At 42.5% G+C, this 14,167-nt stretch carries 8 protein-coding genes and 1 pseudogene; 5 read left to right on the top strand and 4 right to left on the bottom strand.

What is annotated here, in order from left to right; genetic code table 11:
* Window positions 1–108 precede the first annotated feature (108 nt).
* On the top strand, window positions 109–1,689 hold the full coding sequence (locus AB4140_RS16360) for an isocitrate lyase (RefSeq protein WP_102476664.1): 1,581 nt from the start codon (window positions 109–111) through the stop codon (window positions 1,687–1,689).
* Between the two features lie 148 nt (window positions 1,690–1,837).
* Here the strand turns inward: AB4140_RS16360 and AB4140_RS16355 are convergent, their stop codons facing one another.
* The 4 genes and pseudogenes from AB4140_RS16355 to AB4140_RS16340 form a co-directional block, all read right to left on the bottom strand.
* Window positions 1,838–2,764 (bottom strand): GGDEF domain-containing protein, encoded by a 927-nt coding sequence (locus AB4140_RS16355; protein WP_303445501.1) that lies wholly within the window; start codon window positions 2,762–2,764, stop codon window positions 1,838–1,840.
* Entirely contained in the window at window positions 2,764–3,831 is a 1,068-nt protein-coding gene (locus AB4140_RS16350; RefSeq protein ID WP_102476666.1) for a B12-binding domain-containing protein, read from the bottom strand. Before AB4140_RS16350 ends, AB4140_RS16355 begins: the two co-directional genes overlap by 1 nt.
* 474 nt (window positions 3,832–4,305) lie before the next feature.
* A complete protein-coding gene (locus AB4140_RS16345; RefSeq protein WP_102520870.1) occupies window positions 4,306–5,280 on the bottom strand; it encodes a methylenetetrahydrofolate reductase in 975 nt (324 codons plus the stop codon).
* 240 nt (window positions 5,281–5,520) lie between these two features.
* Window positions 5,521–5,658, bottom strand: a pseudogene (locus AB4140_RS16340) (type IV pilin protein); the annotation flags it as partial.
* A 238-nt stretch (window positions 5,659–5,896) separates the two neighbouring features.
* Here AB4140_RS16340 and AB4140_RS16335 point away from each other — a divergent pair.
* The 4 genes from AB4140_RS16335 to AB4140_RS16320 all read left to right on the top strand — a co-directional run bounded on the left by AB4140_RS16335 (window position 5,897) and on the right by AB4140_RS16320 (window position 13,984).
* Entirely contained in the window at window positions 5,897–7,930 is a 2,034-nt protein-coding gene (locus AB4140_RS16335; RefSeq protein ID WP_303445499.1) for a TonB-dependent copper receptor, read from the top strand.
* Window positions 7,931–8,197: 267 nt separating this feature from the next.
* Window positions 8,198–9,592: an efflux transporter outer membrane subunit gene (locus AB4140_RS16330; protein WP_372001755.1), complete on the top strand. Its 1,395-nt coding sequence runs from the start codon at window positions 8,198–8,200 to the stop codon at window positions 9,590–9,592.
* Window positions 9,582–10,844, top strand: coding sequence for an efflux RND transporter periplasmic adaptor subunit (locus AB4140_RS16325; protein WP_102435672.1), 1,263 nt, complete (start codon window positions 9,582–9,584; stop codon window positions 10,842–10,844). The genes AB4140_RS16330 and AB4140_RS16325 overlap by 11 nt, the downstream gene beginning before the upstream one ends.
* Window positions 10,841–13,984, top strand: coding sequence for an efflux RND transporter permease subunit (locus AB4140_RS16320; protein WP_372001753.1), 3,144 nt, complete (start codon window positions 10,841–10,843; stop codon window positions 13,982–13,984). The genes AB4140_RS16325 and AB4140_RS16320 overlap by 4 nt, the downstream gene beginning before the upstream one ends.
* The last annotated feature ends 183 nt before the right edge of the window (window positions 13,985–14,167 follow it).

Genomic DNA, 14,167 nt, shown 5'->3' with positions numbered 1-14,167 from the left:
GATGAATACCGAAAATAGTAAGTATAAATTAGACTTATTTAACCAAATCTAACTATTATTTTCAACGTAATCATTTGCCGCTAATCAATTTGTTAAAGGAATATACACATGACTAACTACAGAAGTAATATCGATGAAGCTGCTACCTTGATTAATTCAGAAGGTAGTGCATGGAATGCCATCAACCCAGAATCAGTCGCTCGTATGCGTCTACAGAACCGTTTCCAAACTGGGTTAGACATCGCAAAGTACACTGCTAAGATTATGCGTGAAGACATGGATAACTACGATAAAGATTCATCGCAGTACACTCAGTCTCTAGGTTGCTGGCATGGTTTTATTGGCCAACAAAAAATGATCTCTATTAAAAAGCATCTTTTAACCACCAAACGTCGTTACTTATACCTTTCAGGTTGGATGGTTGCAGCACTGCGCAGTGAGTTTGGCCCATTACCTGACCAATCTATGCATGAAAAGACCTCTGTCGCTGCGTTAATTAAAGAGCTGTACACTTTTCTGCGTCAAGCTGACGCACGTGAATTGGGTGGCCTGTTCAGCCAATTAGATAATGCCAGCGAGTCAGAAAAAGCGGCGATTCAAGACAAAATTAATAACTTCGAAACCCATGTTGTACCGATTATTGCTGATATTGACGCAGGTTTTGGTAACGAAGAAGCCACTTACTTGATGGCAAAGCAGATGATTGAAGCCGGTGCTTGTTGTATTCAATTAGAAAACCAAGTGTCTGATGTAAAACAGTGTGGCCACCAAGACGGTAAAGTGACCGTGCCCCATGTTGAATTTCTAGCGAAAATTAATGCGGTTCGTTATGCCTTTTTAGAATTGGGTATTGATGACGGTGTGATTGTTGCCCGTACCGATTCACTAGGTGCTGGTCTAACACAAAAAATTGCTGTAACCAATGAAGCTGGTGACTTAGGTGATAAATACAATAGTTTCCTTGAAGTGGAAGCGGTTGATGCAGCAACACTTAAAAATGGCGATGTGGTATTCCAACAAGGTGGAAAGTTGGTAAAACCTGCTCGTCTACCCAATGGCTTATTTAAGTTCCGTGCGGGTACGGGTGAAGAGCGTTGTGTACTTGATTGTATTACTTCACTGCAAAATGGTGCAGACTTACTGTGGATTGAAACTGAAAAGCCTCATGTATCTCAAATCGGCGGCATGGTTAACGAAATCCGTAAAGTAATACCAAACGCAAAGCTTGTGTATAACAACTCACCATCGTTTAACTGGACACTTAACTTCCGTCAGCAAGTATTTGATTCAATGCAAGCAGCAGGACAAGACGTTTCAGCTTACAACCGCGATCAATTAATGAGTGTTGATTACGATACAACTGAGCTTGCTATTCAAGCTGATGAAAAAATTCGTACTTTCCAAGCTGATGCTGCACGTGAAGCGGGTATTTTCCATCACCTTATCACGCTACCAACTTATCATACCGCAGCACTATCAACTGATAACTTGGCTAAAGAGTACTTCGGTGACCAAGGCATGTTGGGTTATGTTGCTAATGTTCAACGTAAGGAAATCCGTCAAGGTATTGCCTGTGTTAAACACCAAAACATGGCAGGTTCTGATATGGGTGATGCACATAAAGAGTACTTCTCTGGTGACCAAGCGCTTAAAGCGTCAGGTAAAGACAACACAATGAACCAGTTTTAACGACTCGTTTTACAAACGATAGCAAGTGTTAAACTCGCTATCGTTTACACCAAAAAGCCTGAAGTATCGCTTCAGGCTTTTTTTATATTTTAATTTCCCGAACTAAATCACTTGGGTCAGTCTCTGAAAATAACATGGGCAGCCATGATTAATGGCTTGTTGCCGTTTCAGGGCTTAAGGCAATGTATTTATTTCTGCCACTGTTTTTCGCCATGTAACATGCATCATCTGCTCGTTTAATAAGTTTGTTAATATCTTCGTTTTTATCCCACTGGGCAATGCCGATTGAAAGGGTATTTACTCTGTCCAGTGATGCAATTTTGAGCGCTCTGCAATTTTCTAGGATACGGTTAGCCAATATGAACGAATCGGTTAACGATTGCCCTGTAAGGACAACGACAAACTCTTCTCCTCCAAAGCGAGAAATAATATCTTCAAGTCTAAGGGTCTTTTTAAGCATATTTGCTATCGCCACAAGTAGTATATCTCCGATATTATGCCCCCAATTATCATTAACCGATTTGAAAAAATCTAAATCAATAAAGAACAGGGTTACCTCCATGTTTTGTCGTTTGGCTAACGACAACTTGGGATTAATGATGTCAAAAAATGCTCGTCGGTTTAGCAAGGATGTCAGTGGGTCTTCACGTGCAATTCTTTCTATGTCTTTTTGGGCTTTAATAAGTTGCCGTTTTTCGCGACGAAGCTGAAAATTGAGTTGCGCCATTAGATTACTAAGACTGCTTATTTCTTCAATTAGCTTTTCATCTTTTAGCTCCAACATTTCAGCAATACAATAGAACGAGGACTCCATTTTACGAAACGAACATAAAAGCCCTTCACCTTTTGTGGTTTTAAGTAGTTGCGGATCTGAGTCAAGGTCTTTTATTTGTGTCACTCGAGGGGCACCGGCAAAAAAGTCATGCCAATTGTTTGTTTCAGATAGAAAAATAGCAAACAGTAAGTGAAAGCCCCGGTTGTGACTGATTAATGTGCCATCGTAAGCAAACTCAGCGATAGCCAATACGTGCGAATTTTCTGCGATATCTATTGCAAGTTCACTGGGGATATTCATTAAGCTAACCAGGTGTTGAGCTTTTGAATCGCTTCTTTGTAATCGCTGGTGATGAAATCGGCTTTAAGCACTTCTTGCGGTTCATGGAAAAAAGACAGCGCCTGACCGCCTACAATGGTTTTAATATGTGGGTATAAGGCGTCGATTTCTTGGAGGATCTCTCGAGCCTTTTTGATATTGTAAGGCATGGTAACGCTGATGATTACGGCTTTAGGTGACTCATTTGTAATATAATCAAGAATGGCATCTTTAGGTGCGTCGGCACCAAGATAGGTTGTATCCCATTCATTTGCTTCTAACGCTGTGGCAACCATCCATGAGCCAATTTGGTGTTGTTCAGATGCCGCGCAAGTTACCAATATCTTTGGTTTAGTTATTTCTGGAAGGTCTAGGTGCATTAGCAGCCCAGTGAGCACACGATTGGTAATGGCTGTGGCTAAATGTTCGGTGGATACTGATACGTCACCATTTTGCCAAAGCAAACCTATTTGATAGAGAGCGGGCTGAGCCTCATTATTAAAAAAACGCTCAAAGTCTTCCCATGTAGTGACTTTATTGAATGCATAGCTGTAGGCGTTACGGTGATCACCTGTAATAATATAGTGGAGAAAGGGGTTATCCATTGCAATAAACTCTTCTTCTCGGTTGCCTTTTATTAGGCTACAGCACTCATCATGGGCCCTAAGCATCCAATCGTATATTTGCACTAATTGTGCAGCCTCAATTGGTGGAATTGTCTTTAAAATCAATTGCTGCCATTTTTCTAGTTCTTCTTTAAAGTAGAGAAATGGCACCCCTTGAGAATGATAAGCCTGATAGACCCAGGGAAGTGCTTTCACTAAAGCGGTTCCATCACGGGATTCAATAACCTGGGAGATAAACCCAAGGTGGTTGCGGTGATTATTGATTAATAAGTCCAGCGAATTGCCATTTAAAAAACGACTTTGCTCGGGCTTTGAAATCCAGCGATTAATTTCTACCAGCATTTCTTCACCGAATTGACAATATGCATTAATGGCATTGTCAGTCACTGTGGCAAGTAGTGTATTGAGTTTTTGGCTATCCATAGTTACTCCTCAATTGAACAGATACAAATTGAACTTATGCGCGAGGTTAAAAGTCGACAAAACCTAATGCTATTATAGTCATAATAAAGCTCATTGCTGGTTATCATTGAAGCAAAAGTAGTAAAAAATTAGGCAAGTTTAAGTGATGACTGTGCCTTTGTTTGAAATGCGTTGATGAGATAACTGAGGGCCTTTAGCGCTGTTGGTTAATGCTTCGACTTAGCAAGCACCTTGCTGACTTATAGGCTAACACTTGACCTTTAACCATTACTGCTAATTTACAGTTACCCCCCCATATTTAATTCAACAATAACTGATATTATTGGTTTTTTTCAATATTTAATTGTGGTTTATGTGATTTTTTAGAGTCAATATAAGCGCTTATGGCTAAGCCATTTGTTACTGGCGCTTGACGCTGAAAGCTTGCCTTATGGCGGCTATTAACACCATAGGGCAAGATTTTATCGCTGAGGACTATTTATTTAGCACAAATTGATCAATTTGATTTTGGGCTAAGGCTTGATCCATGGTGCCCTTTAGCAGTTTGTACATCAAAATCGAGGCATCAATCTCAGTTTTACGGTTAGTTAAACTTTCAATATTGAGCCCTAATGGGATATTAAGCGGAATAACAGCAGCCAAAATTTGCAGCAGGTTACTGTGGTTAATCTTAATTGACTCATACAGAGGATCTTCTGCCGACAAAATACGCTGGCTGGTAGCTTCGGGTACCGACACACCTAACCAGTTGATAAATTCTAAGGTTTTAGCACTGCCGCAAGGTGAAAATGTCAGGATGATGCGATTAGGCTTGATATTGTTTAACGCACATTCTTTGGCGTAGCTGGTTAACATATCAATGGTTGCTTGGGCGTTATACACCGCCTGAGTGATGTAGTATTCACAGCCTTGGTTTGATTTACCTAACAGGCGAATATGTTCATTTTTTTTACTTAAATGGCGCTCTGCAATGGCCACGCCACCAAGGTAGAATGCTTGAGAGTGCGCCGCTAATACGCGGTAAGCGTCATTTAATGGTAATGAACTTGCAACCTGAGTCGATGGGGATCCCACTAATACCAAGTCTCTGACATTATTTTGATACCAAGCGCGGGACAACCACTCACTAAAGCCCTGTTCATCAAGACCGGCAACGCTCTTATAAGCAATAACTGGCTTGCCTGACTTTTGATTGATTAGCTGAGCGTAAGTACCAGAATCATGAGTGGCTTTAAAGGGAAAAGGCCTTGGGGTATCAATGCGGCTGGTTTCATCCTGAATATCGTAGATGATCAAACCATCAAAGTTTATCTCATCAAGGCGAGCTAACAATTTATCAGCGATAATACTGACCGATTCAAAATCAGTATCGATTTTTGGTGGGGTTGTACCAATAAAATAGATCCCACGGTGATGATCGGATGAACGCTGTTTTAATGATTTTTTCATGTTTAGCCGTCTAGATGGATGTTATCTCCATTGTGTCTTAAATTTTGACCCTTGTTAAGGCCGAAAAAGGGTATTTTTTGAAATAATTAATAACCACTTAAATTAGTCGGCGATAAGTTTTAACTCAGATGATTTTATCTGTCTGTGGGTTTGAATATAGAGCAAGCAGAGTCACATTTTCCCTATTAGTTGTGGTTAATGTACTTGGCTGAGGAGGTGACTTTATTGAGTTATCGCTGCGCCGTTTAATGCCGCAATTCTGGCATCGGTTGATAAATTGATGAATTTAGGTGCGGCAGTAACCGCTAGAATGGCAAGAATAATGATAACGACTACGAGCTCAATTAAGGTAAAACCCTTATTATGGTTAAGCGCCATGGCTCAAAAATCCATTTATTCAGTTTATTATTTGGCAGCGATGTTATTTCAAATGGGCTGCTACCCCTACTTATCTACTTGAATAAAAGGTTTTTTATTTATAAGAGTTTAGTATTTTTGACCTCCCTTTAATTAGCCTGTGACATAGTGTCGCAGTTTGTTGGTTTTAAGTTGAAACCTGTTCTGGTTAATTTATAAATGTCCGCACAAATATTATAGGTTTGTCATAGGACTGTTTATGTACCGCTCTAAATTGATGATTTCTATCGCTGTCGCTTTAGGTTTTTTACCCACTTCCTTCGTTCAAGCCACTGAGGCTAATCCCACAGACACTCAGGCTGTTGAAACCACCCAAGAAAAAAAACACAAGCAGCACTGCGATAATAAAAGCTGTGATGACTACCTTGTGGTGACTGGGGAGTTAATGCGCGATCCTGCCAAAGTTGTCACCGATCCCAAAAAGCCCAGATTACCGCTGCCCGCTTATGACGGTGCAGGTTACTTAAAAACCATCCCCGGTTTTAGTATCGCCAGAAAAGGCGGCGCAGGTGGCGACCCTTCTTTAAGAGGCATGGGCGGTTCACGCATCAGTATTGTTGATGATGGCCAGCATGTTTATGGCACCTGTGGCGGACGTATGGATCCGCCAACAGCTTATATTTATCCAGAAGCCTATGATGCCATTACAGTGATTAAAGGCCCACAAACAGTAAAATATGGCCCAGTAGGTTCCGCAGGGACGGTATTATTTGAAAAAGATCGCCATAGCTTTAGTGAGAAAAGCCTTGAAGGTCGCGCCAGCGTAACCGGTGGCAGTTTTGGCCGTGAAGATTACTTAGTCGAAATAAAAGCAGGTACTGAAACCCATTACATTGATTTTGATGCTAATAAGTCTAAAAGCGATCATTATCAAGACGGTGATGGTACCACCATTCAATCCCTTTATGACCGTAATAATTACAATTTTGCTTTAGGTTGGACCCCCGACGAGTCAACCGTGGTTGAGCTTGCTTATGGCAGCTCAAGCGGTGAGGCTGAGTACGCTGACAGAACCAATAAAGCTCGTGTGATCGATAATGAAAATGTCACCTTTCTGCTGCAAAAGGATGTTGATTTTTACTGGCTGAATAATATTGATTTTCAGTTATATAGTAATGAAAACGATCACGTTATGGATCAGTTTGACCGCGGCGTAAATGCAGGCACTAATGTCAGACGAAAAACCGCAGGTGGTCATTTATGGTTTGATATTTCAGCCAATGAAAAATGGGAAACCATTGTCGGGCTTGACTATATGGACAGTAAGCACAAAGGACGCAGCATCAATCAAGCAGAAGATAATGGCCTAGATGATTTATTAGCAAAACCCTTTATGCAGGACATGGCTTATATCAATACCGGCTTATTTGTTGAATCAAGTTATCAGCTTAACCAAGGTAAAATCTTGACGGGGCTAAGAATGGATCAATGGCAAACCAGTTTATATGTGGCCCAGCAAGGCAGCCGTGATGATGACTTATTCAGTGGCTTTGTTCGCTACGAGTTTGAGACTGATAAAAGCCAATATTATATTGGCGGCGGCCATGCCCAACGTATTCCTGACTATTGGGAGTTCATGAAGGCAGACAATAATGATTTGTCACTTAAGGCATTTGATTTAGATGCTGAAAAAACCACCCAGCTTGATGTTGGCTGGATTTATCAAGACGATATTGAAATATCCACGGCGTTTTATTACGGCAAAGTGGCAGACTACATCTTAATTGATGCTAATACTGCCAAGACCGCAGCTTACAATATTGATGCAACGATTTGGGGCGGCGAATTAGGCCTGCTATATCCATTTACTGATCAATGGTCGGCGCAAACCACCGTCAGTTATAGCCATGGTGAGAATGACACTGACAATACACCACTAGGGCAAATATCCCCTTTAGAGGGTCGTATTTCAGTGAATTATGAAGCTGAAAATTGGACCGCTGGGTTATTTTGGCGGATGGTTGCGGCGCAAGATAGAGTCGCAATTGGTCAAGGTAATATCTCAGGACAAGATCTGGCTGAAAGCAGTGGTTTTGGCACATTGGCCATCAATGGCTCTTGGAAGCATGATGATATTTTAGTGAGTTTTGGTATTGAGAACTTATTTGATATTACCTATGCCGAACATGTTAGTCGCTCTGGAGCGGGTAATGACATTCCTGGTAGTTCACCACTATTTCAAGTTAATGAGCCGGGTCGAACCGCTTGGGTAAAACTTGATTACAATTTTTAATAAAAACCGGCAGGCTTGTTACATTTAATAAGCCTGCATCATTGTCCACTTTGGGTGAAACCTCTGCTTTAATGCCTGATACAGCCGCCGGCAAACTTGTCCCTAGCTGCAATACATTGCTTTTATTCACATAACCTATGTAAAGCTATGCAAAGTTACCCTTTGGCAGTTTTCTTTATAAAGTGATCTAATTAAAATCAATCACGTAACATCTAAATAATATTAAATCATATTAAATAATAATAAACGAAAATGGATTTCCAGTTAATGAAAACACGCTATACGCTAGTGGCGGTTGCAACTTCGCTATTCATTTTATCTGCCTGCAGCAGTTCATCCTATCTTGACGAGCCTTTGGTTAAACCTGTGCTGCCTGCGTCGTGGCATACCGACGCCAAATCATTAAAAGACAATCAAAGTTGGGTAACACCAATCGCTACCGATCAGTTATTAGAACTTATCAGTATTGGCCTGAACACCAACCAGCAGTTAATTCAGTTAGCTCTTGAAGTCGAGGTTAACAAGCAGCAGCTTAATGTCAGTGATGCCAGCTTTTGGCCAGAGTTAAGCTTATCGGCTAATAGTGCTAGAGGGGGAAATAGTGATGCAACGTCTAGCTCCAATAGTCTTAGTCTTGATGTTAGCTATGAGCTAGATATTTGGGGCAAGTTATCCGATAGCGCTAAAGCCTCAAAACTGAATTTACTCACTGCTGAGGCCAATTATCAGCAAGCAAGGGATGCACTGGTTGCTGATGTGGTGATTACCTACTACAAGGTAGTGACCTCAACAGAGCTCGTTAAGCTATTTGAGCGTCGCACCGAAAATGCCAAACTTAATTTTGACATCATTGAGTCGGGTTACCTGCAAGGGTTAAACACCGCGCTGGATGTGTATTTAACTCAAAATGAGTTTCACAGTGAAAACTCAAACCTGTTGGCACAGCGCAGTCAGCGCAATAAAGATATTAGAACCTTAGAGCGCTTATTAGGCGGCTATCCAGCAGGTAAATTACTGATAGATGAAACACTGCCGCTATTGCCACAAGGGATTAAAATTGGCGTCCCCAGCGAGCTCGTTAAACGTAAACCACAACTGCAAGCCGCTTGGTATCAGTTGCTCGCTCAAGATGCCGTCGTGGCCTTTACTCAAAAGCAGCGTTATCCAGCCTTACGTTTAGGGGCTGATATTGGCACCGCCAGTAATGATATTGCTAACTTATTAAGTGGTGATTACAGTTCATGGTCAGTATTTGCCGGTATTACCGCACCGATTTTTAACGCCGGTCGCTTAAAGTCACAAACCGAGCAGCAAAAGCTGAAATTAAAGCAGCAAGAGCAGCAGTATTTAAATACTTTGTTTAGTGCCTTTGAGCTAGTTGAAAACAACCTTGATCTTGATGCCAGTTTGCAGCAGCAATATCGCTCAACTTTACAAGCGCAAGACAATGCCCTCCAAGCTGAAACCCTATCATTTGAGCAATACCAAATCGGCCTTGTCAGCTATACCACAGTACTGGATGCCCAAAATCGTGCCTTTGTGGCCCAAAGTTCGGTTATCAGCTTAAAAAACCAAATCATTGCCAACCGTATCGGATTACACCTTGCTTTAGGTGGCGATTTAGATGCCAGTGTGACAGAAGAAGAAAAATATGATGAATAAGAAATACCTGATCCCAGTAAGCATTGTTGCGGTTGCGGTTGCCACTATTATGGTGATTACCTCAAACCCACCTACCACTAAGCGTGGCAAACCGATGGCTGTAGCTGCCATGTCGGTTGAAACTCAGGTGCTTAAGCCACAAGATTATCAAATTCAGGTGAGCAGTTTTGGGGTGGTAAAACCGCGCACCCAAAGCTCGTTAGTGACGCAGGCTTCAGGTCAAATTCTATCTATTAGCCCCAACTTTCGTGAAGGTGGTTTTTTTGAAACTGGCGAAGTGTTAGTTGAGCTTGATGATAGAGATTATCAAGCTGAAGTTAAAATTGCTGAAGCTGGGTTAATGTTGGCTAGGCAACAATTATTAGAAGAACAAGCACGTACTAATCAAGCCTTAGCAGATTGGCAGCGCCTGAGTAATGGCCGCGAGCCGACATCGCTGGTGTTGCGTGAGCCGCAATTAGCTGCAGCGCGAGCGGCAATGCTATCTAACCAAGCGAAACTTGAACAAGCCAACTTGGCCTTGGAACGTACCCAAGTTGTTGCCCCCTTTTCTGGGCGAATTTTAGAAAAACATGTTGATGTAGGCCGGGTGGTTTCGACCAATAGTCAGCTGGCAACGATTTACGCCACCGATTATGTGGAAATACGTTTACCAATCAATAACAGTGATTTAGCACTGGTAGAACTACCTGAGCAAGGTAAGTCTGTGGTGGCTAAAGTGAGTTTTGAGTCTGACTTAATAGGCCTGCAAAAATGGGAAGGGCAGTTGATTCGCACCGAAGGTGCAATCGATAGTAACTCGCAGCAGTTGTATGTGGTGGCGCAAATTGATGATCCATTTGATTATCAAGCTAATCAGCAAATGCCACTGAAAATTGGTCAATACCTGACAGCCAATATTGCCGGTAAAAAGCTGAGCCAAGCGATCGTAATCCCGACTAAAGCAATCTATCAAGGTAGCTATGTGTATGTGGTTAATGATGGCAAGTTATTACGCAGAGAAGTGACCATTAGATGGCAAAACAGCCAAGATTCGGTAGTTAGAACAGGTTTGAAAAGTGGCGATGAACTGGTTATTACCTCCCTTGGACAAGTGAGTTCAGGCACCCCTGTCACTGTTGTTGGCGCAACGAATAAAGTTAAACCACAGCGAGGCCCAAGAGGTGAGGGCAGAGCCGATGGCAAGTCTCGCAGTAAGCCTGATGGCGAGCGTAAAACCAAACCTGCTAGTAAAGAGGAGTCACAGCCATGATTGCTTGGTTTGCTAAAAATCACGTAGCGGCCAATTTATTAATGTTGTTGCTGCTGGTATTAGGTTTAGGTTCACTGTCAACGCAGATCCCACTTGAAGTGTTTCCGACAGTTGAGTCTGAAAGGATCTCTGTTCGAGTATCGCTTCGTGGCGCGACCCCTGAAGATGTTGAAAAGGGGGTAACAATTCGTATTGAAGAGGCGGTGCAAGACCTTGAAGGTATAGAAAAAATCACTTCTAGCTCTTCAGAGGCATCATCGCAGGTCACCATTGAAGTTGACAGTGGTTACGACCCCCGAGAAATGCTAGCGGACATTAAAAGCCGCGTCGATGCCATTAACACCTTTCCGGTTGATGCCGAAAAACCTGTCATTGCCCTTGCCCAGCGTAAGCGTGAAGTCATCGCAGTAACGGTAACCGGCAAATATAGCGAAAAAGAAACCATCGAGTTTGCTGAAGTGGTGCGCGATGAATTGTTGCGCCTAGAGGGTGTCACCCAACTAGATTTAAGCGGGGTGCGTAACTATGAAGTGTCATTAGCCTTATCGCAAAACAAATTACGCCAGTACAACTTAACTCTGAGTGAAGTATCACGGGCGATTAATGCCTCTAGTACTGATATCTCTGCGGGTAATTTAAAAACTCAGGGTGGCGACATTTTACTGCGCTCTAAAGGCCAAGCTTATTACAAAGATGAGTTTGCCAATATTGCCATTAAATCTGCCGCTGACGGCACCATTATTCGTTTAGGCGATATTGCAAATGTGGTTGATGGCTTTGAAGAAACCCCTGTAAGAACTCGCTTTAATGGTCAACAAGCAGCATTTATCGATGTGTATCGTATTGGTCAGCAAAGCGCGATTGATGTGGCTGATAAAGTGAAAGACTACATTGATTCTCGTCAGGCAACCTTGCCTGAAGGCTATGGCCTTAGCTATTGGGATGACGATTCTGAAATCGTTAAAAACCGTATTGCTACCCTAACAGGCAGTGCGCTGCAGGGCGGCATACTTGTGTTGCTATTACTGACATTGTTTTTACGTCCTTCAATCGCCATATGGGTATTTATTGGTATTCCAGTTTCGTTTATGGGCGCATTCATTGTGATGCCATTTTTTGATGTGTCGTTAAACGTCATCAGCCTGTTTGGTTTTATCTTGGTATTGGGGATTGTGGTGGATGATGCCATTGTTACTGGCGAGAATATTTACACCCACCTTAAGACTGCGCCCAATGGCGAGCAAGCGGCGATTCTTGGTACCCAAGAAGTGGCCGCGCCAGTGACCTTTGGCATCTTAACCACAGTGACCGCTTTCTTACCTATGTTGTTTATCGAAGGCACTCGCGGGGCGATATTTGGTCAAATTGCGATAGTGGTGATCCCAGTATTATTGTTTTCGTTAATCGAATCTAAGTTTGTGCTACCCGCTCACCTTAAATATATTAAGATGCGCAGCGAGAAGGAAAATTATAATAAGTTTGAGATTTTTCAGCAAAAGTTTGCTGATGGATTTGAACGAGCAATCATTCAGTTCTATCAACCATTTTTACGCATAGCGCTAAAGCATAAAACCGCCACCTTGAGCTTATTTCTCAGTGTGTTGTTAGTGATAGCGGCACTGTTGGCCACGGGGTGGACTAAGTTTACCTTCTTCCCGCGCATTCCCAGTGAAACCGTCAGGCTTAACTTGACCATGCCAGCGGGTACCCCATTTGAAGTGACCAATGGCCATATCATTAGCATTGCTGCAAAAGCGGAGGCGCTGCAAGAAAAGTATCGTGATGAAGAAACCGGTGAAAGCGTGATCATTAATATTTTGGCCACAACGGGTGGTCGCGGCGGTAGCTCAAATGCAGGTGGGGTTCGTTTTGAAATAACCCCAGCAGAGAAGCGTGAATCAGATATTACCTCTAGGCAACTATTAACTGAATGGCGTAAAAGTGTTGGTGAAATTCCTGGGGCTGAGTCAGTGACTTACCGCGCTGAAATTGGCCGAAGCTCTGATCCTATTGATGTGCAGCTCAGTGCAAACTCCCTTGATACCTTACGTGAGATTGCCGATCAGGTTAAACAGCATTTAAAAACTTACCCGACAGTATTTGATATTGCCGACAGTTTATCTAACGGTAAAGAAGAGCTGCTAATTGAGTTAACCGAGCAAGGTAAAGCGTTAGGGCTCACTCGACAGGAAGTATCAAGTCAAATAAGAAGCTTTTATTTTGGCTCAGAAGTGCAGCGCATCCAGCGTGGCCGTGATGATGTGCGAGTAATGCTGCGCTTGCCGCTAGATGAACGTCAGTCATTAGATGACCTTAAAAAGGTCCTGATTACCACCAGTCAGGGCGCGCAAGTGCCGCTTGGTCATGTGGCTAAAATGACCTCAGGTAAGAGCCCATCAAGTATTCAACGCATCGATCGTTATCGGGTGTTAAATGTCACTGCCGACGTGGATAAAGACAATACCAATATGACTGTGCTACAAGCAGATCTTAAGGTGTACCTTGATGGTTTAGTGCAGCAATACCCTGGAGTAAGGCACTCACTTGAAGGCGAAGCTCGTGAACAGCGAGACAGCTTTGGGTCGTTGCAATGGGGCTTAGTGTTTGTGTTGTTTATGATTTATAGCCTACTCGCAATTCCGTTTAAGTCTTACATTCAGCCATTAATTGTGATGAGCGTGATCCCCTTTGGCTTAATTGGCGCAGTACTAGGTCATTGGTTAATGGGCTCGCCACTGACCATTTTCAGTATATTGGGGATGTTGGCGCTAGTGGGCGTTGTGGTCAATGACTCGCTAGTGCTGGTAGACTTTATTAATAAAAAACGTGCAGATGGAATGGCATTAGCGGAGGCGGTATTAACCGCAGGTGCAAAACGTTTTAGACCGGTTATGCTCACCAGTTTGACCACGTTTATCGGCCTAATGCCGCTATTATTAGAGAAGTCGACCCAAGCGCAGTTCTTAATTCCAATGGCGATATCATTGGGCTTTGGGATTATATTTGCCACCTTTATCACCTTGATTTTGGTTCCGGTAAATTACCTTGTGGTTGAGCGTTTAAAGGGCAATAAAGTCGATAATGCCAATCTAGATCAAGAGTTTGAAAATAGCTTTGGCGCTGCTAAGGTTAAGGTATAGCTCAGGTTATAATTCAGTGGCGATTTTAATCGCAAAATATAGCGTTGCCAGTAATGAAATGCCCTGCTGGCGACGCTTTAAGCGTGATAAATGTGTCGGCCTAAAAAGTTCAAAACATTTATCACGAGATAAAAAACAAAAGGAAAAACAAAAATTATTGCAGCAGAAACGCTTAATATGAAG

The sequence above is a fragment of the Shewanella sp. 10N.286.51.B2 genome (assembly GCF_041469265.1).
Lineage (GTDB): Bacteria > Pseudomonadota > Gammaproteobacteria > Enterobacterales > Shewanellaceae > Shewanella.
This window is presented reverse-complemented; position numbering and strand designations above follow the sequence as displayed.